Genomic DNA, 20271 nt, shown 5'->3' on the forward strand with positions numbered 1-20271 from the left:
TGAAGCTCTTGCCCGGGAAACAAACTCAAACTAACAGTCCCTTGTCCTGCCTCGCGGGTGGAGGAATTTGACTGACCACACCCGGAGGAATTTGAAGTGACCCGCGGGGTGACGAATTCTGGAAAACCCATGGGCCGGTGTCCTGAGGACACCCAATCGTCGGCATTGACGTCGGACAAAGCTCACCTCTGAAAATCAGAGGCTTTTCTATCGGTTATGCTGCGCCGCACAACCCATGTTTCGGGATGGCTGACAGGCGGGTGCACAAGAATTGGTGATGTCGGCGGCTCGGGAAGGGCTGCCTCGTCCATCATCGTGCGCTACGGGCCTGCTCGACCAGGCCGAGCGCCAAGCGTCCCGCGGTGTCGACATAGTCGAGATCGCGATGGATCAGCATCACGGTCGTGGCGCCGTCGAGCAGGATCACGAGCTGGCGCGCGAGCGCCGCTGCACCGGCAACGCCATGCTCGCGCAATTCCGTTTCGAGCCACGCTTCAAAACGCTTCTTGTGCGCCGCGCCGGCCTTGACCGCGGGATGTGCCGGCGTGTTTGCGAGCTCGGCGATGGTGCGCAGGAATCCGCAGCCGCGCCATCGCGGCGTATCCATGGAGCGTCCGAGCCTCGTGAATAGACCGCGAACCTTGTCGGCCAACGTGCCCTCGGTCTCGGCGAACCAGCGCATATAGAGCTCCAGCGTCGGCTGGTCCCTGGCCGCGATGGTCTCGGCGACGAGCTCGTCCTTGCTGGTGAAGTGATAATAGAGCGTCTTCTTGGTGACGCCGGCCTTCTCGGCGACCGCGTCCATGCTCACCGCCCGGATGCCTTCGCCATAGAACAGGCGCGTCGCCGCGATGACGATCTGCTCGCGTGTGGTGTCGCCTTTGCCTGACATCGCCAAAGTATACTGCCTAGTGAGTATACACGACAAGACCGCTGTGGCTGACTTCCGCGCCTGTTCGACTTGGAATTCGACCTGGAATTCGACTTGGAATTCGACCTGGAAGGAGCCTGCACTTGTCCGATCTCGTACTCTCCGAAACGCGAGGCGCTGTCGCGCTGCTGACGTTCAATCGCCCGAACAAGCTCAATGCGCTGAGCTACGCACTCATCGACCGCCTGATGGCGATCCTCGATCGTATCGAGGACGATGCCGATATCCGCGCCGTGATCCTGACCGGGGCGGGCGACCGCGCCTTCTCGGCCGGCGCCGACATCGCCGAGTTCTCGGAGAGCGTGAAATGCGGGCCGGACGCGGCGGTAAAGGCCTTCGTGCGGCGCGGGCAGGCGATGACGGCGCGCATGGAGGCGTTTCCGAAGCCGATCATCGCCGCCGTGAACGGCATCGCCTTCGGCGGCGGCTGCGAGATCACGGAAGCCGTGCATCTCGCCGTCGCGAGCGAGCGGGCGAGCTTCGCCAAGCCCGAGATCGCGATTGGAATCACGCCGACCTTCGGCGGCACGCAGCGCCTGCCACGGCTCGCAGGCCGGAAGCGGGCGCTCGAATATCTCCTGACAGGAGATTCCTTTTCACCACAGCGGGCTCATGAGATCGGTTTGGTCAACCACGTCGTGCCGCACGGGCAGCTCCTGGACGCAGCCTTCGCGCTGGCAGACCGCATCACGCGGCATTCGCACCTGGCGGTCGCCCGCGTCATCGCCGCCGCCACGCGGGGCCTCAACGTCTCGATCTCGGAAGGCCTCGCCATCGAGAGCGAGCAGTTCGCACGCATGGCGGCGACCCGGGACACGCGCGAAGCGCTCGATGCCTGGCTTGCCGCCCGCGCGTCGCGGTAGGGGTGACGCGGCGGATCTGGCGGTCGGGGCGACACGGAACCGGTTCCCCTGCCGTCCAGGCGGAGCGCTGGCAACCAGGGATTCACCATAAGCGCGAGCGCAACGCACAGGGGAGATGAATCCGCAACCCATCCTGTCCATGGTGGCACGGCCCGGCGCCGCGTTGGCGCCGGCACAAACCTGGCCAAACAAGGTATCCGATTGTGTCCGACGTCACCGGTGCAGCACGATGGTTGGAACCCTCGGCCGACATGGCTTCGCGGCGGAACTTCTGGCTTGCCTGCCTGATCGCACTGACTGCACTGCTGGTGCTCGGCAATCTCGCCAACGACGCCGTGCTCGATATGAAATATGGCTGGGACACCCGCGTCAATTGCGCGGCGGTCGATGCGTATGCCAGCGGGCTCGATCCCTATTTCGTCAAGAACCTGAAGGGCACCAAGCTCTCTTATCCCTATCTGCCGGTGACGCTGGATGTCTTCCGCCCCTTGTGCGCGGGTGGACTTCTGGTCGATCACTACAAGGGCATCTTTCCTCTCCTCGCCGTGCTTTGCGGGCTCCTCTTGCCCGGTCTTGGCCGAACGCGCCCGAGCGCGCGCGATGTTGCGCTGAGGGTGCTCTGCGCGCTCGGCGCGTTCGTCGGATTCGAATGGGTGCAGGCGTCCGGCAACTTCGCGATCCTGAGCGGCGTGCTGACCGCGATTGCGCTGAGGTTTCTGCTTTCTCCGTCTGCGTCCGACACGCCTGAGGACCGCAGCTTTCCGTTGCGGCTCGCCGGTGCCGCGCTGCTCGGCGTCGTGACGTCGTTCAAGCTGGTGTTCCTTCCCGTGCTGGCCGCGCTCTATTTCCTGCCGCTGCCGCGCGGCCGCAAGCTCGCGCTGATCGCGGTGGCGGCGTTCAGCTTCGTATTGCCGATCCTGATATCGCGGCTGATGTACCCCGAGCTGTTCGCGAGCTGGCAGCTGGCGATGGGCGGAAAGATCCCCGACCAGCATCTCGTTGATCTCTTCGAGATCAATCCGTCGCTGCTGCTGGCGGCGCGCGACCTCATGGATCATGCCGGCCTCGGTGACAGCAAGGCGGCTGTTTTCGCGACCTATGCATTCGCGGCACTCGCGCTCGTGCTGGTGCCGTTCGCCTTGTCCATCCTGCGCGTGGTCGGCAGCCGGCCGGCGCACGAGGGCGGATCGCTTCTGACGCGACTGGATCGCTGGCTGATGGATCATCCCCGCGTCGCCATGCGCGTCACGGTGTTCGCGATGTTTGCGCTCTATCTCAGTTCGCCGCGCCTCAAGGAGTATGCCTTCTTCGAGCTCGCGCTTTATGCCGCGATCCTCGTCGTCGATCTTCCGGCCCTGGCCCTTGCCGCGTTCCTCGCCGTCGGTCTCGCCTTTCCGGCACTGATCTCGATTCTGGGGACGGCATTCGAGGGCAGCTTCATCCTCCTCATCATCGCGCTGACAAGTTTCTGGATCCTGCTGCTCGACTTTCGTGCCGACCCGAAGCGGCTGGAGACGGAAGGTGCGCAGTCATAACGCATGCCGCCGCGTCCGCCGGAAAAGGACGGCGCATTGCCGCCGCGCGGGCTCCAGCCGCTTCGTGACTGCATCCGTCTGCCGTCCGCCTTTGGGCGGAGGCTCGCCCCGTCAGCTCCGATGGTGCGGGCAGCCGGGGTCGAACCGGCACAGCGCTTGCGCGCCGAGGGATTTTAAGTCCCTTGCGTCTACCAATTCCGCCATGCCCGCTTGATCCAACGAGATCAACTAGTTAAGTCCACCTCCGGCCGTCTGGAATTGGCGCGTTTCGCGGGCCGGATGGGCGGTTCTTCCTTAAGCGAGCCGGCTGCGCAAGGCAAAGCCTCAATCCGGACATCTGTTGTTGCTTTAGGCATTCTCAATCCACGGGGACTATTCATCCGGCATGGCTGCTTCGTTTTCCTCTCGCCTGCGCGACTCGGGCGCATTTCTGGCGCTGCTCGCGGCGGGCGCGGCGCTACCCGGTTGCGCCAGCATGACCGAGACGGTCGCACCGGCCTTTGCCGATCCCGGCAAGTACGAATTGTACGACTGCAAGCAACTCGAGGCTGAGCGTAAGGCGCTCGCCACCCGCACCGCCGATTTGCAGAGGCTGATGGACAAGGCGCAGACCGGGGCGGGAGGCGCGGTCGTGTCCGAGCTCGCCTATCGCAACGACTACATCGCGGTGCGCGGGCAGTCGCAACTTGTCGAGGAGGCCTGGCGACGCAACAGGTGCCGGGAAACGCCGCCCGGTGCGGCGCCGACGGCCTCTGCTCCGCAGCGGCCGGACATCAAGCCCGCCCCGAAATCCGGTAGCGCCGTTCGCTGAGTTGACACGATTGCGCCCGCCTCAGGGGCGCCAGCCGTAGATCCAGTCCTGCCGCGCCAGCATGCGCTCCGGGCCGAGCGCGCGGATCGCAACATCGCGCGCGATCGCGAGCGGCCCACCGAGATGATAGATGCGGCCCTGCTGCCGCGCCGTCCGCTGTACCCGCCGCACCCGCGCCTGCCGCGCGCGGCCATATTGCTTCAGCGCCGCCGTGATGCCGGCCGCGCTCTCGGCAGCCTCGAGGCTCAGATGCCGGGCGAGCACGGCGGCGTCCTCGATCGCCATGCCGGCGCCCTGGGCCGCGAATGGCAGCATCGCATGCACGGCGTCACCGAGCAGGCCGACCGGTCCTTGGCTCCAGGGGCAGTCGTCGGGCACGCCGAACAGCGCCCATTTGCGCCAATTGTCGACGGCCGTGAGCATCATCCTGGCCGCCGATGGCCAGCGCGGTGCCGCGAAGGCGTCCATCACCTCGAACGGGTCGCCCGGCGTGCTCCAGCCAGGCCTGTTCCAGGTCCCCGGCAGCACCGCGACCACGTTGATCTGGCGTCCGCCGGCGATCGGATAAGCGACGAGATGGGCATTCGGCCCCATCCAGAGCTGCACCCGCCGCGCGGTAAAATCCTTCGGCAGTTGCGTGGCATCGAGCGTACCGCGCCAGGCAATCAGGCCGGAGAAGCGCGGCTGCACCTCGGGAAACAGATGCTGGCGTACCGTCGACCAGATACCGTCGGCGCCGATCAGTGCGCTGGCGAGATCGCTGCGGCGTATCGTGCCGCTGCGATGGACGACCGTCAGTCCCTTGGCGTGGGGCGCAACGTCCTCGAAGGTCGCACCTAACTTCAGGTCGATATCGGGATGGTCGGAGACCGCATCGGCCAGCGCGGATTGCAGGTCGGCGCGGTGCACCACCCAATAGGGCGCACCGGCCCGCGCGGAAGCGGCTTCGCCAAGCGGCATGCGCAGCAGTTCGCCGCCGGCCCGCGCGCTCATGACGCAGAGCGCCTCAGGCGTGACGGCGCTTCGCTTGAGCCGCTCGGTGAGGCCGAGTTCGACCAGCACGCGGCTGGCGTTGGGGGAGAGTTGCAGGCCGGCGCCGACTTCCTCGAGCCGCTCGGCCTTTTCCAGCACGACGATGCGGAAGCCGCGGGCTGCGAGCGCAAGCGCGGCCGTCAGTCCACCGATGCCGGCACCGGCGATGACAATCGTTCGGGAGAGCGCCACCCCTGACCGATGGGAACGGTCAGGCCACCTTGTCCTTCAGCACGCATTCCGGCGGACGGGCTTCACCGGCCTTCAGGTCGGCGGCGAAACGGTACAGCGTCGAGCAATAGGGGCAGATGATCTCGTTGTCGTTGCCGAGGTCCAGGAAGACGTGCGGATGATCGAACGGAGGATTGGCGCCGACGCACATGAACTCTTGCGAGCCGATCTCGATGACGGGGACACCGGCATCGTTGTGGAAGTGCGGGACGACATGGTCGGACATCGTAGTTCATCCTGGAGTGGCAATGGCGGCAGACACAATCAAACACTGACGCGGCATCTTTGAGGCGCCGCGGACCATACTGTTGGGTACAGATGATTGCTAGTCCAGCGGAACCGAAAGGTTCGCAATTGCCCCATGCTCATTTGCTCATGCAAATTCGACACAATCTTGCGGCCTGAGAGAAGCCCTTCTTTCGTCGGGGACGTTGTGTCGCAATTTTGGCATACTATGTCTTTGGACAAGCGGAATTGCGACGAAAGAGGAACCATCAGGCGCAATGATCTCGGGATCGTCCAGGCTCTTGGCACAACTCTTGGTATGACTCTTGGCATGAAGTGGCTGCGAATCAGCACGGCGTTGACCGGTATCGCGGCATGCAGCTTCATGCTCGCGCAGGTAGCGCCGCATGCCCGCGAGGCCGGCGCGCTCCTCTCCGCCCAGGACGATCCGGCGGCGCTCTCCGAGCTCAAGCTCGATGCGCTCCTGCGGCAGAACGACCGCCTGGTTCAGGACAATATCGAGGCCGCGCTCGCCGCCGGCGACGTTGATCTCGCCGACAGTTTTGTCGCGCTGGCGCGTGAACGCAACATCGCGCTGCCCGACGACCTCCTCAACCGCGTGAGCGATGCGGTCAAGGAAGAAAATTCCACTGGGCACTTCGCCAAACGGTTCGCCACCGGCCTCGTCACCGGCAACGCCGACGATGTCGCGAGCCTGTCCGGAACCGTCGCAGGCGATCTCTTCGTGATCGGCGACATCAGGGACGTCGTGCGCGAGGGCAAGCACCTCGCCATGGGCGAGGACACCGATCGCCTGGTGCTGGGGCTTGCGACCGCGGGCCTTGCCGTGACGGCCGTGACCTATGTCTCCGTTGGCGGTGCTGCGCCTGTTCGCGCTGGACTGACGCTGGTGAAGGATGCCCGCAAGGTCGGACGGCTCGGCGAGGGACTGGCCGCATGGGCCGGCCGGTCGGCGCGCGAGGTGGTCGATACGCCGATGCTCCAGAACGCCTTCGCCAAGGGTTCGGTGTTCCGCCCCGGCGAGACCGCGAGCGCGATCAAGGCCGCGTTCCGTGCCGAGAAGGCCGGTGCGCTGGTCCGGCTCGGCAAGGACGTCACCCGCGTTGCCGAAAGGACCGGCACGCGCGGCGCCATGGATACGCTGCGCATCGCCGAAGGCCCGAAGGACGTCGCGCGCGCGGCCCGGCTGGCGGAAGCGCAGGGCGGCAAGACCCGCGCGATCATGAAGCTGCTCGGCCGCGGCGCGCTGCTGCTCGTCGGCGGCATGTTCGATCTGGCGCTCTGGCTGTTCGGCGCGGCACTGACGCTGTTCGGCCTGCTGTCCTCGATCAAGGCGGTGACGGAGCGCCTGACCCAGGCCTGGTGCGATCGCAGACGGGCGCGGCGCCTTCGCCGTGCCAAGATCGCCGCCGAAGCTGCACTGGCGAATGCGGCCGTCACGGCCTAAGATCAAGCCTCTCCCCCTCAAGACCGTGGAACTGCTGATGCCGAGCTTTCACAACGGCGCCGTTGAAATTGCCTATCTCGACGAAGGCGAGGGCGATCCGATCATCCTGGTGCACGGCTTTGCCTCGAGCAAGAACGTGAACTGGGTCTATCCGACCTGGGTCTCGGAACTGCGCAAGAACGGCCGCCGTGTCATCGCGCTCGACAATCGCGGTCATGGCGAAAGCGCAAAGCTCTACGATCCCACGCAGTACTCGATCCCGACCATGGCCGGCGACGTGCTCGCGCTGATGGATCATCTTGCGATTCCGCAGGCGGACATGATGGGCTATTCGATGGGCGGACGGATGACGGCCTGGCTCTCCCTCAACGAGTCGCAGCGCCTGCGCTCGGCGATCCTCGGCGGCATCGGCATCGGCGGCCTGATCGAAGGCACCGGGCCCGGCGAGAACGTCGCGAAGGCGCTGGAGGCGCCCTCGCTCGACGACGTCACCGATCCGGTCGGCCGCACGTTTCGCGCCTTCGCCGATCAGACCCGTTCCGACCGTCGCGCGCTCGCCGCCTGCCTGCGCGGCACCCGCGACCTCATGACGAAGGAAGAGGCCGCGCGCATCGACGTGCCCGTGCTGATCGCGGTCGGCAGCGCCGACGACGTCGCAGGATCCGCCAGCGCGCTCGGCGCCATCATTCCGGGATCGGAAGTGCTCGACATCCCCAACCGCGACCACATGCGTGCGGTCGGCGACAAGGTCTACAAGACCGGCGTGCTCGACTTCCTGTCACGCCGCGGCTGAGGTCTCGTCGTCAGGCTGGTCGTCACCGAAACGACGCGCCAGCGCCATCAGGACCACGAAGGTCGCGACCCACACCATCCGTGCGCCGTAGCGGTCGTGCGGGCCCGAGATCACGCCGCAGATGAAGGCGTTGCCGAGCAGCGCCAGCGCGACGGTTGCCGCCAGCAGCGTCAGATCGTCGAGCCTGCGGCTTGCGAGCGCATGCGCGAGCAGCCCGACCAGCGCCAGCATCGAGGCCAGCGCGACGGGAACGTGCAGCCAGTTGACGTGATCGAAATCGAGGCCGTGATTCTGTTGCCGCGCCGCGCGCATCGGCGCGACCTGCGCCGGGATGTAGCGCTCGATGATGCCGTAGGTGTGCCCGATCCAGACACTGGTGCCTTCGCCGGTGGCCACATGGAGCAATTGCTGGCCCATCGCCCGCAACGCCGCGCCGGCCTGCCACGCCGGATAGTCGGCGAGCGAATGCACGACGATATAGCCCATCTCGTCGTTCATGCCTTCGAAGCGGCCGAGCGTGTTGAACATGCTCTTGCCCCACAGGAACTCGTCGGCGGTCGCCGGCAATTGGTCGCGATAGGGACAGAGCCTGTAGTGCTCGCGCGGGCAATGATCGCTCAGGAAGCGCGCGACGATACCGTCCTGCATCATGCGTCCGAAAGCGACGCCATAGCCGCCGGGCGTCCAGCCCCATTTGCCCGACAGCGCATGGTTTGCCGACACCAGCATCAGACCGCCCGCGACGATGGTGAGGCTCGCCTGCGCCAATCCGGCGAGCGGCAGGCGCGCGCCGAGGAACGGCCGCACCATCCAGCCGGCGGCGCAGAGACCGAACAGCACGCCGAGTGTGGCGCTGTGGGTTGCGGCGGCAAAGGCGGTGAAGGCGAACAGCGAGATCTTTTCGAGGCCCGACGTCCGGCTCGCGCCGACGACCAGCAAGAATAGGGACAGGATCGAGAGCCCCGCAAAGATGTCCGTGAGCAGCATGCTCGCGAGCCAGGGCAGCGCGGTCGACAGGATCAGGACGAGGCTGATCGCGATGAAGCGAAATGTCTGCATCAACCCGAGCACGCGCAGCGTCAGTTGCAACAGCCACAGCGTCGCCAGCGACTGGACCGCGAGATTGATCCAGAAGCCGAAATTCTCGCCGTAGTGCAGATAGAGGCCGAACACGGTGGAGCGGCTCGGGACCAGATAGCCTTCGTACCAGCGCGCCAGATAGCCGCCGGTATCCCATTGCAACAGCGGATAGCCGTTCCAGAACGCCGGCGCGATCAAGAGGAGGGGCAGTCCCACCGCGGCCAGCCGCAGCCAAAGCGAGCCCGCGGCGCCCGAGCGCAATTGATCGGTGGTGATGCTCAAGATTGCTCCGTCGTCTTCCGGACCATGCCCGCAATAGCCGTCGAGGCGGAATTCACCAATAGTTTGAGCCACCCGGCTTGAATTTGGCAAAACCCTGACCATTTTGAGCCGACCTCGCCGCCTGGGGGCGTCGGAAGAAGCTGTTGTGTTTCAAGGCGTTGGCGTGCTTTCGCGGAGCAACTCACTGTTCACTCTCAGGCAAGCCCGTCGGGACTTCGTCGGCTAGACTGTGGTATAGAGCCAGCAAAATGAGCCAATTCGAAAGAGCAGATCCTATGGCAGTGCATCAGGTCAGTCCGGGAGGAAAGCTCGCAACGCTCGATCCGATCTGGGATCGGATCCGCGGCGAGGCGGAGGACATCGTCCATCGCGAGCCGGAGCTTGCGACCTTCATCTACTCGACGGTGCTGCATCACAGTCGCCTGGAAGATTCGGTGATCCATCGTCTCGCCGACCGGCTCGATCATTCCGCGCTGTCGGGTGATCTCGTTCGCCAGACCTATGACGAGGCGCTGCGCGAGGCTCCCGATCTCGGCAACGCCTTCCGCGCCGATCTCGTCGCCGTCTACGACCGCGATCCCGCGACGTCGCGCTTCATCGACCCCTTGCTCTACTTCAAGGGCTTTCACGCCATCCAGACCCATCGCCTCGCGCACTGGCTCTATCTGAAGGGCCGCAAGGACTTTGCGTATTATCTCCAGAGCCGCGCGTCCGCGGTGTTCCAGACCGACATCAATCCCGCCGCGCGCATCGGCCGCGGCATCTTCCTCGACCACGCCACCGGCTTCGTCTGCGGTGAGACCGCGGTGATCGAGGATGACGTCTCGATCCTGCACGGCGTCACGCTTGGCGGCACCGGCAAGGAGAACGAGGACCGCCATCCGAAGATCCGTCACGGCGTCCTGATCGGCGCCGGCGCAAAGATCCTCGGCAACATCGAGATCGGTCATTGCGCGCGCATTGCCGCCGGCTCGGTCGTCGTCAAGCCGGTGCCGCACAACGTCACGGTTGCCGGCGTGCCCGCTAAGATCGTTGGTGAGGCCGGCTGCGCCGAACCGTCGCGCACCATGGATCAGATGATCAACGCGATGGGACTTTGAGCGAGAGAAAAGGGCCGGATTCTCCGGCCCCGCTCGTCCCCAAATTCTTTGGCAATTCATGCTGGCGGTTCGTCGCGTCTCGTCCTAAAACCCCGCCACCCCAGATTTCGATTGGAGACTTGCCGTGGACGTCAAGGAAGTAAGGAAGCTCGACGCGTATCTGAAGCGCGTATTCGGCAATCCCAAGATCCGCGTCGTGCCGCGGCCGAAGAAGGATGATTCCGCCGAGGTTTATATCGGCGAGGAGTTCATCGGCGTGCTCTTCGTCGATGACGAGGATGATGATCGCTCGTTCCAATTCCAGATGGCGATCCTCGAGGACGATCTCGTCGATCAGGAATAGGTGTCGCCCTTCACCTCGCCCCGCTTGCGGGGAGAGGTCGGATTGCATCGAAGATGCAATCCGGGTGAGGGGGACTCTCCGCGAGTCCGACTATTTGCGTCCTTGTGGAGACTCCCACTCACCCCAATGCTCTCGGAGCGAGCGAAGCTCGTCTCGGCCACGCAAGCGGGGAGAGGGGGCGCACCGTCTCCGCGTCAGCTCTGCGGCCCGCGCCATTGCGCCGTCAACGCATCATCTCGAACCCATCATCGACGTCGCCAACGCTCGAATCTCGTCGACGAATTCGGCGATCGCCGGATTGCGCCTTTCACCGGTGCGAAACGCCACGAATATCTGCCGTGTGATGATCGGCCGGATCTCCTTGAGGCGCAACGTGCCGATATGATCGCGCCCGCGTAGCCCCGGATTGATCGAGACCGAGCAGCCCGCTTCGACCATGGCCCTGACCACTTCAAAACTGTGGCAGCGGGCGTTGACGATGGGATCGAAGCCGGCATTGCGGCAGGCGCCGACGATCACGTCCGAATAGGTGGCGGACGTCGTGTCGAGAACCCATCGCTCCGTCGCAAGCTCGGGCAAGGTGAGATGAGGCCGCTCAGCTAGCGGATGGTCACGCGGCAGCATGACGTGGAGGTGGTCGTCCAGAAGATGCAGCATCTCGACCTGCGTCTCCGAGAGGCTCGCCGACGTGGTCAGGTCGTCGACAATCGCGACGTCCGTCTGCCAGGCGCGCAGCGCGGCCAGGCTGTCGTCGGGCTCCAGCTCCTCGAATATCGTCGCCAGATCGGGGAAGCGAGCCGACATCGCGCGGATCGTCGGCGGAATGAGAGATGCGGCGACCGAGGGAAATGCCGAGATGCGCAATTCGCCGGCGACGGTCTTCTTCAGCTCCGCAAGATCGGTCTTCGCTTCCTCCAGGATGCCGATGACCCGGCCGGCGTGGTCCACCAGTCGCTGCCCAGCCGGCGTCAGCCGTACGCCGCGGCCCCTGCGTTCCACTAATTCGACCCCGGTCTCGTCCTCGAGCTGCGCGATCTGCTGCGAAACGGCTGACGGAGAGATCAGCAAGGCTTCGGCGACGGCTGCCATTGTTTTTCGCAGCGAAAGCTCACGAAGCGTGCGGAGTCGGGCGAAATCCATCCGTTGGCTCCAACAAATGCCCAGAAGGCAATCATGCATATCTTCTAATGTATATCGCAAAATTAATTAAGTAGACCAGAATTGTTTTGCGCCTGTAGCCTTCGTTTCCAGAGCAGTTCGGGCCCTTCACAAGAGGAGCAGATCCCAAGCCCGGGCTGAGATGCGACAACAGAGGGGTTCTCGGATGGCTCGTTCCAAATTTCTGGTCGCTGCGTTCGCCGCGGCATCGCTGTGGGCGTCAGGCGCATCCGCCGCCGTCCTCGACAACGTCAAGCAGCGTGGCGTGCTGAATTGCGGCACCGACAACACGGCCCCTGGCTTCGGCTACCTCAATACCAAGACCGGCAAGATCGAAGGCCTCGATGCCGATTTCTGCCGCGCCATGGCAGCGGCCGTTCTCGGCGATGCCAGCAAGGTCAATTTCGTCATCGTCACCGACAAGAGCCGCTTCAACGCCTTGCAGACCGGACAGGCCGACGTCGTCTTTGCACATACGACCGTCAAGCCGGTGCGCGAATCCGCGATCGGCATCGATTTCCTGCCGATCAATTTCTACGACGGCACCGGCATGATGGTGAAGGCGTCGTCCGGCGTGAAATCCGTCGCGGAATTGGACGGCGCGACGATCTGCACGACGCAGGGCTCCGGCACCGAAGCAACCCTCGCCAGCTTCGTCCGCGTACGCGGTTTCAAGACCACCAAGGTTCTCACCTTCGAGAATCTCGAGAAGCTGTTTGGTGCGCTCCAGAGCGATCGCTGCAACGCGATGTCAACGGACAAATCCGCGCTCGCGGCCTGGCGCGGCAACTCGCCCAAGCCGGACGATTTCACCATCCTGCCCGAGACTCTCAACAAGTCGCCGTTCGCCGGCTTCGTCATCGCCAACGATTCCAGATGGCGCAATCTGCTGCGCTGGGCGACGTTCGCACTATTCCAGGCGGAGGAGTGGGACATCACCACAGCCAATCTCGCCGACAGGATGAAGGACGAGAGCGCGTTCGTGCAGAAATTCCTCGGCGTGAAGGACGGTTTCGGCAAGGATTTTGGCGTCGCCGACGATTTCGTCGCCAGCATGATCAAGTCCGTCGGCAATTACGGCGAGATCTACGACCGCAATCTCGGACCCAAGACACCGTACTTCATCGACCGTGCCGGCACGCCCAACGCGATGTGGACCAGGGGCGGCGCCGAGTACTCGCCTCCGTGGAACTGAGCCACATGAGGCGAGCCGATCGGCTCGCCTCGATCCCGGGAGGGCGTCGTGAGCACAGAGATCGCCGAATATCACAGCATCCCGCCGGCGCGTCGCGGCCTGCTGATCGCGTCCAAATGGCTGTTGCAGGCCGCGATCGTGATGGTGGCGGCGGGCCTCGTCATCTGGCTCGGTCTCGCGGTCCGTGAGGCACTCGCCCGCAAGGGCATTCAGTTCTCGTTCGGCTATCTCGGTAATGTCGCGAATTTCAGTCTCAGCGAAGGGCTCGTCATTTCACGCGACGGCAATTGGCCGGTTCTGGAGCTCTTCTCGCCGTCCCACAGCAATCTCCAGGCGCTGCTGGCAGGCCTGTGGAATTCGCTGAAGGTCGCTCTCTCGGCGATCGTGCTCTGCACCATGTTCGGCACGTTGGTCGGAATCGGCCGGCTCTCGACGAACTGGCTGGTGCGTAACCTCTGCTTTGGACTGGTCGAGGCCATACGCAACACGCCACTGCTGATCCAGATCGTGTTCTGGTATTTCGCGGTGGTCCTCCGATTTCCGCCCGCCAACGCCGCTTCGAACTGGTTCGGCGGCCTCCTTGGCAGTCGTTCGGGTGTGTTCTTTCCCGGCCTTGCGATTTCCGAGCGCGCTAGCGTTGGCTCCTGGGGATTGCTTGCCACGGCGTTCGCTCTGGTCGTCGCCTGCGTTTTTCTGCGCGGACTAAGGCCCCGGCTGATCCTCCTGGCAGCGGCGGTCTCGGCCTTGATCGCAACCGCCATCGTCGGTTTTCCCCTCGGCCTCGACCTGCCGGTCGCCACGCGGTTCGGCGCGCGCGGAGGCTCTTCCATTTCGCCTGAGATGACGGCACTCCTCATCGCGATCGTCGTCAACAGCTCCGCCTATGTCGCCGAGATCGTTCGCGGTGCGATCGAGGCGCTGCCGAAAGGGCAATGGGAAGCCTCTGCCTCGCTCGGATTGTCGCGGTCACACACGCTGCGCGACATCATCCTTCCGCAGATCTTCAGAATCGTCCTGCCGTCCCTCGCCAATAGATACATCAGCCTGACGAAGGACACCTCGCTCGGGATCGCAATCGGCTTTCCTGACCTGTTCAACGTCTACGGCACCGTCTCGAACCAGACCGGGCGAAACCTCGAAGGCGTCGTGATCGTGATGCTGACTTACCTCGCGCTGAGCTGGATCATCAGCGCCTGCGTCAACGGCATCAACGCGCGCATAAATGGACGGAGGGGGCGATGACCACGGTCGCGCTGCGGTGGGTCCACCGCAATCTCTTTGCCAAGCCATTCGATGTCGCGCTTTCGCTTGTCGTCATCCCGGTGCTGGCCTGGGCAGTCTACGCCTTTGCGTACTGGGCGCTGGTCCAGGCGCATTGGCAAGTCGTCGGCGGCAGCTTCAAGGTGCTGATGACCGGCATCTATCCCGCCGATCAGTTGTGGCGGGCATGGTTCTCCGTCGCGACGCTCTGCGCGATGTTCGGTGCGGGTCTCGGCCTCTCGGTCCGCCCGGGGCGCGCCGTGATGACGGTCGTTGCATCGGTTGCGATCCTGATCGCGACGGCGATGGCAGCCGCCATCGATATGCATTCCGGTATGCTCACAGCCGCCAGCGCTGCGCTCGGCATCGTTGCATGGATCGGCGCCCATCGTTCGGCTGTGGACCAACGCATCGTGCTATCAGGATTCCTTGCGGGCGTGGTCGCGATCTTCGTCGTGCTCTCGCCGCCGGGCTTCGAGGTCTGGGGTGGTCTGCTGCTCAGCGTCGTCCTGACGATCGCGGTCTCGATCCTGACCCTGCCTTTCGGCATCTTGCTCGCGCTTGGCCGGCAAAGCCGCATTACCAGCCTGCGCGTGATCTCGACCGCCTATATCGAGACGATGCGGTCGGTGCCGTTGATCCTCGTCGTCTACTGGATCTGGATCATCGTGCCGCTGCTCGCGCCGGATACCTCGGTGCCGGGCCTGCTGCGCGGCATGGCCGGTTTTGCGCTCTTCTTCGCGGCCTATGTCGCCGAATATGTCCGCAGTGGACTTCAGGCGGTCCCGAGGGGGCAGATCGAGGCGGCGCGTTCGCTCGCAATGAGCAACTGGACGCTCAATGTCGACATCGTCCTGCCGCAGGCGCTGCGGGTTGTCGTTCCCTCACTGGTCGGACAGATCCTCGACATCTTCAACGGCGCGACACTGGTCTTCATCATCGGCCTGACCGATTTCCTGCGCGCCGGACAGATGATCCTCGCCGATCCACAGAACAGCGGCCGCACCTACGAGATCTACGTCTTCCTGTTCGCCGTCTATCTCGCCACCGGCGGGGCGATCACCTACGCCTCGCGCCGCCTCGAAGCTCATCTCGCAAGGGGATCACGATGAACGCCATCCAGATTCCAGCGGCCACGACGTCGCGCGACGTCATCGTCAGTATCGGCCGTCTCAACAAGTCCTTTGGTGCGTTCCATGTGCTGAAAGATGTCGATCTCGACGTCGGGCGCGGCGAAGTCGTCGTCGTCATCGGTGCCAGCGGCTCGGGGAAGTCGACCTTGATCCGCTGTGTCAACGGTCTGGAGATGTACCAGAGCGGGCGCCTGACCGTGGACGGCTTCAGCATGCCGACGGAGGCCGATCGCGCGATCGGCGGCGAGAAGGAATTGGCCAGGATCCGCAAGGGCGTCGGCATGGTATTCCAGCAGTTCAATCTGTTCCCGCATATGAGCGCGATCGACAACGTCGCGATTGCGCCGATCCGTGTTCGCGGCCGCAAGCCCGATGAGGCGAGGGCGAACGCGTTGCGCCTTCTCGAGCGGGTGGGCTTGCGCGACCACGCCCACAAGCATCCGTCCCAGCTCTCCGGCGGTCAGCAACAGCGCGTCGCAATCGCCCGGTCGCTGGCGATGGAGCCGCATATCATGCTGTTCGATGAGCCGACCTCGGCGCTCGACCCCGAGATGGTCGGCGAAGTGCTCGACGTCATGCGCGAGCTCGCGCGCGAAGGCATGACCATGATGATCGTCACCCACGAGATGGGTTTCGCCCGCGAGGTCGCCGATCGCGTCGTCTACATCGATCACGGACGGATCCTGGAGATAGGCACGCCCGCGGAGATTTTCGACCAGCCAACGCACGAACGAACCCGAACCTTTCTCTCGCGCGTGCTTCGTCACTGACGAAGGCGCCAGAGCATGATCCGGAAAAGTGCGAAGCGGTTTTTCGAAAAGATCATGCTCAAACAGAGACCTGAAGCGCGATGACAATTCAATCAAATCTCATCGCGCTTTAGAGCCGCGCAGAAAGAGCGCAGAATTCCGACCACCTAGAAGAGGATGACACATGTCACTTGCGACGGGCGCAGCTCAGGCCCATTCGACCGACGTCAACTGGCACAGCCTTTTTGGTGCTGATGCCCATCAGGCCGGCTCTGACGTCGTCGCGCTGATCGATCAGGACCGGAAGAGGGAGGCGCTGTCCCTCAACATGATCGCTTCCGCCTCCTATGCGCCACTCGGCCTGCGGCAGATCGAGGGGACCCATCTCGTCAACCGAGCGCCGATGGGACTGCCCGGCCGGCGGAGCGTCGCCAATTGCGAAGAACTCGACGCGATCGAGAACCTCGCAATCAACAGGGCGAAGGCGATCTTCGGCGCCGAATACGTCAATGTGCAGGCGCTGTCTTCAACCATTGCCAACGTCGCCGTCCTGCGCGCGATCCTGCCTCCCGAAGGCGCGCGGCTGCTGACCTTCGACGAGCTCGCCGGCGGTCATGTCAGCCACGGCGCCATGCGCCATATCACGGGCGCGAACCGCGAGGTAGTTTCATTCGGCGTGACTCGAACTGGCGCGGTCGATCTCGACCAGGCCCGCGACCTCGCACGCAAGATAAGGCCGCATGTTCTGCTCGCCGGCCCGTCCTCCTATCCGCGCGAGATCGACTTTGCTGGATTGAAGACCATTGCCGACGAGGTCGGTGCGCTGCTCTTCACCGACATTGCCCATGTCGCGGGGCTGATCGCGGCCGGCCTCCATGCCAATCCCGTTCCCTTCTCCGACGTCTCCACGAGCTCGACGCAGAAGACCTTGTGCGGACCGCGCAACGGCGCCTTTGTCTTCGCCAAGGAGCGCTTCGGCGCTGCCATCGACGCCGCTGTCTATCCCGGCCTGCAAGGGCCGGCCGCTTCGAACATGATCGCGGCGCGGGCCGTGCAGATGGAGATGATTACCCGCCCGGCCTTCGCGCAGCTGATGCGTGACGTCGTCGCGAATGCGAAGGCTTTCGCTGCGGGCCTGGAGGAGGGTGGCATCGAGCTCTACACCGGAGGCACGGACTCGCACATGATCATGGCCTACACCGGCGAAAGCTGGACGCAGCCGGAATTGGTGACGGGGCTCGGTGCTTATGGTGTCATCGGCAATGCCATGCGTGCGCCGGGGCAAGCTGGAGAGCCGCGTACCGCCTTCCGGTTCGGCAGCGTCGCATTGACGATCCGCGGCTTCGACGTAGCCGAGACGAGGACGCTCGGCCACGTAGTCGCCGAGATCTTGCGTGCCGGCCCAAGTGCTTCCGTCGATCCCGTGCGGCTTCGCGGGCTGAGGGATCTGGCTAACGCCCATCCCATTCCATCCTTTGTCGATTGATCCAGCATGCGGCCGACGTGGCGCCCGGGGCAGTTCTGCCCCGGGCGCCTCCACCCCTCGACCGCATATCGACAGGAACGCTACGTGCCCTCAGGATCGGTCTTTTTCCTGAGAATCCGCAGCCGCGCCGTGGCGTCGGCGACCGTGATGCCCTTGATGTCGACGAGGTCGGCCTGCACGATGATGGCACGATCCGTCCGCTCCACCACCCGCGCCCGTGCCGTGATCGGCCCAACGCCGGCAGGCTTCAAAAAGCGCGTATCGAGATTCTGCGTCACGACCGTGAGATCGGGAGTGAGCGCCGCCAGCGCGGCAATTCCAGTGGCGGAGTCCAGCATCGCGGCCAGAAAGCCGCCCTGGATCGTCCCATGCCTGTTGGTGAAGGACGGCTGAGCCTGGAAGCGGATCAGAGCGATTTGGCCTGTCTCGTCAAACCCCAGCCATTCGCGTCCAAGCAACTGGGCGCCGGGTGGGAGATGTATTGCCGCATCATTCAAATCGACCTCCCCATGATGCCATTCTGCTCCTGTGTTGCCCGACGCGTCAAGTTGGACTTCGAAAAAGACGAAGTCGCGACCGATGCCTGGCTACTGTGCATGGGGTTGTTTCGATATTTTTCGTTGGAGGCTCCAGTCCGTCCGGCCAGCCGAACTCGCGGCAGAGCGGAAATCCGCGCTCATCCCTTTGGCCCGCGCAGCTGCGCTGACAGCCGATCCAGCGCTTCCGCGACATCGCGCCATTGCGACAGCCAGCTCCGCGGAAAGCGGAAGGTGAGATCGGCGCCGCCGACACGGCGTTCGGAGAGGCACATGCCGGGCGTGGCGGCATCGCGCGTGCAGCGTGCGGTCAGCGCGGGGCTTGCGGCGGAATAGAAGTCCTCGCTGCCATAGGGCGTGTCGGCGCGGAACATCCGCATCGTCAGGCCGTCCGCCGCACTGGTCGCGGTCTGGTCGAGATAGCGCGGATAGATCGTGGCTGTTCGCTGCTCCGGCGCTAGCGCATCGTGATGCGCCGCGATCGACAGGAAGACACGGTCGATCGGTTGCATCGCCTCTTCCACGGTGTCGGCGGTGACATGTTTCGGCGCACCCGGCGGCTCAAGCGAAGGGTAGAGGAAGTCGAGATCGATGCGCTCCTGCGGCCCGGAGTGCCGCTGGATCTTCATCCGGATCGCGGTCGTGGGAACGTTGAACAGCGTGCCGCCGACGCTCACCGGCAGCCGGTCCGGCGCATTCGCGCCGCCCGAGCCCCAGGTCGGCCACAGCAAATAGGCGACGAGCGCCACTGCGCCCAGCGCCGCAGTGCCGCCGAGCACGATCGGGACGACATGCGCCCGAGGGTGCGTCCTGGAGGACCTGAGGGGAGCTGCCGAAAACATCGTCATGAGCTTGCGCAAGTCGAACCGGGAAGTCGGCCGGTGGCCGACGAATCAGCGGCGAATATGCCATGCGGCGGCGAATTCGCGGAGCGTTCCTGGCCGCCGGGACGGGGGAGGGCCCTGCGTGGATCGGTCCCCGCCGTTAACCTTCCCTTAAGGATAATGTAGCGTTAACCGGCACTCTTTGTCACAGGAAGGCTCCGGCGTTGCGTAAGGGCGGACCGTTCCGATGACACCTGAAGCCTTCAATTCCCTGTTCTCGATCTGCATCGGTTTCGCACTCGCGGGCGCGCTCGTGAACGGATACCAGGCGTTTGCGCAGCGGCCGGCAGGGTTCGGCCTGTTGCAGGACGGCGTGGCGCCGAAGACGTTTGCCGCGGTTCCGTTCCTGGTGTTCGCGGCGCCCTTCATCATCATGCGCAACACGTTGCGCGGCATGCGGGTGGAAAGCCGCCGCGTCGAATTCGTGATGATGGCGACCGTCATCGCCGGCTTCTGGAGCATGATGAGCGGCACCTTCTTCCTGATGACGCTGCGCGCCGCCGGCGTTCTGGTCTGACGCTTCCGTTGCCCGGGACGCTCGGCGTTCCCCAGGGACGCTCGGCGGCCCTTTGCCTCAGCGTCGCCGTTTCGCTATGGCTGGGGTTGACGCGACAGGAGAACCCCATGGCGATCTACGAGCTCGACGGACAGGCACCCGATCTTCCAGCCGACGGGAATTACTTCATCGCCGAGACCGCGACCGTGATCGGCCGCGTGCGCCTGAAGCCGGGTGCGAGCGTCTGGTTCGGCGCCGTGCTGCGCGGCGACAATGAGTGGATCGAGATCGGCGAGGGCGCCAATGTGCAGGATGGCTCGACCTGCCACACCGACCTCGGCTTTCCCCTGGTCATCGGCAAGAACTGCACCGTCGGCCACAACGTCATCCTGCACGGCTGCACGATCGAGGAGGGCGCGCTCGTCGGCATGGGCTCGATCGTGATGAACGGCGCGAAGATCGGCCGCAACAGCATCGTCGGCGCGGGCTCGGTCATCACCGAGGGCAAGGAATTTCCTGAACGTTCCCTGATCATCGGCTCGCCCGCGCGCGTGATCCGCACGCTCGACGACGCCCAGGTGCAGAAGATGGGGAGTGCCGCGAGGTTCTACGTGGCCAACGGCCCGCGCTTCAAGAAAGGCCTGAAGCGGATCGGCTGAGAATGGCCGTGGGCCGCCTCC

Annotated in this window: 21 protein-coding genes and 1 tRNA gene; 14 read left to right on the top strand and 8 right to left on the bottom strand. The window is 64.5% G+C overall.

Annotation, left to right across the window (positions count from 1 at the left end):
* Positions 1-310: 310 nt before the first annotated feature.
* A complete protein-coding gene (locus QJT78_RS36555; protein WP_028150026.1) occupies positions 311-892 on the bottom strand; it encodes a TetR/AcrR family transcriptional regulator in 582 nt (193 codons plus the stop codon).
* Positions 893-1014: 122 nt separating this feature from the next.
* Between QJT78_RS36555 and QJT78_RS36560 the strand changes: the two genes are divergently transcribed.
* Both QJT78_RS36560 and QJT78_RS36565 read left to right on the top strand, forming a co-directional pair.
* Positions 1015-1794 carry a crotonase/enoyl-CoA hydratase family protein gene (locus tag QJT78_RS36560; protein ID WP_028150027.1) on the top strand — a complete coding sequence of 260 codons (780 nt, stop codon included), beginning with the start codon at positions 1015-1017 and terminating at the stop codon, positions 1792-1794.
* A gap of 251 nt (positions 1795-2045) precedes the next feature.
* Positions 2046-3329, top strand: a complete 1284-nt coding sequence (locus QJT78_RS36565) for a hypothetical protein (protein WP_049807559.1) — start codon at positions 2046-2048, stop codon at positions 3327-3329.
* Between the two features lie 121 nt (positions 3330-3450).
* On the opposite strand, the gene QJT78_RS36570 is transcribed toward QJT78_RS36565, so the two are convergent.
* A tRNA-Leu gene (locus QJT78_RS36570) sits at positions 3451-3539 on the bottom strand.
* 175 nt (positions 3540-3714) lie between these two features.
* Here QJT78_RS36570 and QJT78_RS36575 point away from each other — a divergent pair.
* Positions 3715-4140: a hypothetical protein gene (locus QJT78_RS36575; RefSeq protein WP_028150029.1), complete on the top strand. Its 426-nt coding sequence runs from the start codon at positions 3715-3717 to the stop codon at positions 4138-4140.
* A gap of 21 nt (positions 4141-4161) precedes the next feature.
* Here the strand turns inward: QJT78_RS36575 and QJT78_RS36580 are convergent, their stop codons facing one another.
* A complete protein-coding gene (locus QJT78_RS36580; protein WP_028150030.1) occupies positions 4162-5364 on the bottom strand; it encodes an FAD-dependent monooxygenase in 1203 nt (400 codons plus the stop codon).
* 19 nt (positions 5365-5383) lie between these two features.
* Positions 5384-5629 (bottom strand): zinc-finger domain-containing protein, encoded by a 246-nt coding sequence (locus tag QJT78_RS36585; RefSeq protein ID WP_007602543.1) that lies wholly within the window; start codon positions 5627-5629, stop codon positions 5384-5386.
* 330 nt (positions 5630-5959) lie between these two features.
* Here QJT78_RS36585 and QJT78_RS36590 point away from each other — a divergent pair, with 330 nt between their 5' ends.
* Entirely contained in the window at positions 5960-7096 is a 1137-nt protein-coding gene (locus QJT78_RS36590) for a hypothetical protein (RefSeq protein WP_028150031.1), read from the top strand.
* A gap of 37 nt (positions 7097-7133) precedes the next feature.
* Positions 7134-7889, top strand: coding sequence for an alpha/beta hydrolase (locus QJT78_RS36595; protein ID WP_028150032.1), 756 nt, complete (start codon positions 7134-7136; stop codon positions 7887-7889).
* Here QJT78_RS36595 and QJT78_RS36600 read toward each other — a convergent pair.
* Positions 7875-9251, bottom strand: coding sequence for a hypothetical protein (locus QJT78_RS36600; protein WP_028150033.1), 1377 nt, complete (start codon positions 9249-9251; stop codon positions 7875-7877). The two genes, QJT78_RS36595 and QJT78_RS36600, sit on opposite strands and share 15 nt — an antisense overlap.
* 275 nt (positions 9252-9526) lie before the next feature.
* Between QJT78_RS36600 and cysE the strand changes: the two genes are divergently transcribed.
* Together cysE and QJT78_RS36610 are read left to right on the top strand one after the other, a co-directional pair.
* Complete coding sequence (gene cysE, locus QJT78_RS36605; RefSeq protein WP_014494283.1) at positions 9527-10351, top strand: serine O-acetyltransferase; 825 nt, start codon at positions 9527-9529, stop codon at positions 10349-10351.
* A 124-nt stretch (positions 10352-10475) separates the two neighbouring features.
* Positions 10476-10694 (top strand): DUF3126 family protein, encoded by a 219-nt coding sequence (locus QJT78_RS36610; protein WP_007602550.1) that lies wholly within the window; start codon positions 10476-10478, stop codon positions 10692-10694.
* Between the two features lie 231 nt (positions 10695-10925).
* Here the strand turns inward: QJT78_RS36610 and QJT78_RS36615 are convergent, their stop codons facing one another.
* Positions 10926-11834 (bottom strand): LysR family transcriptional regulator, encoded by a 909-nt coding sequence (locus tag QJT78_RS36615; protein ID WP_028150034.1) that lies wholly within the window; start codon positions 11832-11834, stop codon positions 10926-10928.
* A 184-nt stretch (positions 11835-12018) separates the two neighbouring features.
* Here QJT78_RS36615 and QJT78_RS36620 point away from each other — a divergent pair, with 184 nt between their 5' ends.
* The 5 genes from QJT78_RS36620 (at position 12019) to QJT78_RS36640 (ending at position 17675) form a co-directional block, all read left to right on the top strand.
* On the top strand, positions 12019-13047 hold the full coding sequence (locus tag QJT78_RS36620) for a transporter substrate-binding domain-containing protein (protein ID WP_028150035.1): 1029 nt from the start codon (positions 12019-12021) through the stop codon (positions 13045-13047).
* 48 nt (positions 13048-13095) lie between these two features.
* Complete coding sequence (locus tag QJT78_RS36625) at positions 13096-14289, top strand: ABC transporter permease subunit (RefSeq protein WP_028150036.1); 1194 nt, start codon at positions 13096-13098, stop codon at positions 14287-14289.
* Positions 14286-15419 carry an amino acid ABC transporter permease gene (locus tag QJT78_RS36630; RefSeq protein WP_028150037.1) on the top strand — a complete coding sequence of 378 codons (1134 nt, stop codon included), beginning with the start codon at positions 14286-14288 and terminating at the stop codon, positions 15417-15419. The genes QJT78_RS36625 and QJT78_RS36630 overlap by 4 nt, the downstream gene beginning before the upstream one ends.
* On the top strand, positions 15416-16210 hold the full coding sequence (locus tag QJT78_RS36635; protein ID WP_049807537.1) for an amino acid ABC transporter ATP-binding protein: 795 nt from the start codon (positions 15416-15418) through the stop codon (positions 16208-16210). Before QJT78_RS36630 ends, QJT78_RS36635 begins: the two co-directional genes overlap by 4 nt.
* Before the next feature lie 163 nt (positions 16211-16373).
* Entirely contained in the window at positions 16374-17675 is a 1302-nt protein-coding gene (locus tag QJT78_RS36640) for a hypothetical protein (RefSeq protein WP_049807536.1), read from the top strand.
* An 80-nt stretch (positions 17676-17755) separates the two neighbouring features.
* Here QJT78_RS36640 and QJT78_RS36645 read toward each other — a convergent pair whose 3' ends face one another.
* Complete coding sequence (locus tag QJT78_RS36645; RefSeq protein ID WP_028150039.1) at positions 17756-18172, bottom strand: PaaI family thioesterase; 417 nt, start codon at positions 18170-18172, stop codon at positions 17756-17758.
* 179 nt (positions 18173-18351) lie between these two features.
* Positions 18352-19059, bottom strand: a complete 708-nt coding sequence (locus tag QJT78_RS36650; RefSeq protein WP_028150040.1) for a hypothetical protein — start codon at positions 19057-19059, stop codon at positions 18352-18354.
* 223 nt (positions 19060-19282) lie between these two features.
* Between QJT78_RS36650 and QJT78_RS36655 the strand changes: the two genes are divergently transcribed.
* The gene (locus tag QJT78_RS36655) at positions 19283-19612 is read left to right on the top strand and encodes a hypothetical protein (protein WP_014494286.1); all 330 of its coding nucleotides are present in this window, start codon (positions 19283-19285) and stop codon (positions 19610-19612) included.
* Between the two features lie 107 nt (positions 19613-19719).
* Positions 19720-20250, top strand: a complete 531-nt coding sequence (locus QJT78_RS36660) for a gamma carbonic anhydrase family protein (protein WP_028150041.1) — start codon at positions 19720-19722, stop codon at positions 20248-20250.
* Positions 20251-20271: the final 21 nt, after the last annotated feature.

This window comes from Bradyrhizobium sp. Mp27 (assembly GCF_029953005.1).
GTDB classification, from domain to species: domain Bacteria; phylum Pseudomonadota; class Alphaproteobacteria; order Rhizobiales; family Xanthobacteraceae; genus Bradyrhizobium; species Bradyrhizobium barranii.

Coding starts and splice junctions, on each gene's coding strand:
- QJT78_RS36590 (WP_028150031.1), top strand. CDS start 5,960: ATGAAGTGGCTGCGAATCAGCACGGCGTTGACCGGTATCGCGGCATGC.
- QJT78_RS36650 (WP_028150040.1), bottom strand. CDS start 19,059: ATGACGATGTTTTCGGCAGCTCCCCTCAGGTCCTCCAGGACGCACCCT.
- QJT78_RS36565 (WP_049807559.1), top strand. CDS start 2,046: ATGGCTTCGCGGCGGAACTTCTGGCTTGCCTGCCTGATCGCACTGACT.
- QJT78_RS36595 (WP_028150032.1), top strand. CDS start 7,134: ATGCCGAGCTTTCACAACGGCGCCGTTGAAATTGCCTATCTCGACGAA.
- QJT78_RS36660 (WP_028150041.1), top strand. CDS start 19,720: ATGGCGATCTACGAGCTCGACGGACAGGCACCCGATCTTCCAGCCGAC.
- QJT78_RS36585 (WP_007602543.1), bottom strand. CDS start 5,629: ATGTCCGACCATGTCGTCCCGCACTTCCACAACGATGCCGGTGTCCCC.
- QJT78_RS36575 (WP_028150029.1), top strand. CDS start 3,715: ATGGCTGCTTCGTTTTCCTCTCGCCTGCGCGACTCGGGCGCATTTCTG.
- QJT78_RS36640 (WP_049807536.1), top strand. CDS start 16,374: ATGTCACTTGCGACGGGCGCAGCTCAGGCCCATTCGACCGACGTCAAC.
- QJT78_RS36555 (WP_028150026.1), bottom strand. CDS start 892: ATGTCAGGCAAAGGCGACACCACACGCGAGCAGATCGTCATCGCGGCG.
- QJT78_RS36630 (WP_028150037.1), top strand. CDS start 14,286: ATGACCACGGTCGCGCTGCGGTGGGTCCACCGCAATCTCTTTGCCAAG.
- QJT78_RS36615 (WP_028150034.1), bottom strand. CDS start 11,834: ATGGATTTCGCCCGACTCCGCACGCTTCGTGAGCTTTCGCTGCGAAAA.
- QJT78_RS36635 (WP_049807537.1), top strand. CDS start 15,416: ATGAACGCCATCCAGATTCCAGCGGCCACGACGTCGCGCGACGTCATC.
- cysE (WP_014494283.1), top strand. CDS start 9,527: ATGGCAGTGCATCAGGTCAGTCCGGGAGGAAAGCTCGCAACGCTCGAT.
- QJT78_RS36655 (WP_014494286.1), top strand. CDS start 19,283: ATGACACCTGAAGCCTTCAATTCCCTGTTCTCGATCTGCATCGGTTTC.
- QJT78_RS36620 (WP_028150035.1), top strand. CDS start 12,019: ATGGCTCGTTCCAAATTTCTGGTCGCTGCGTTCGCCGCGGCATCGCTG.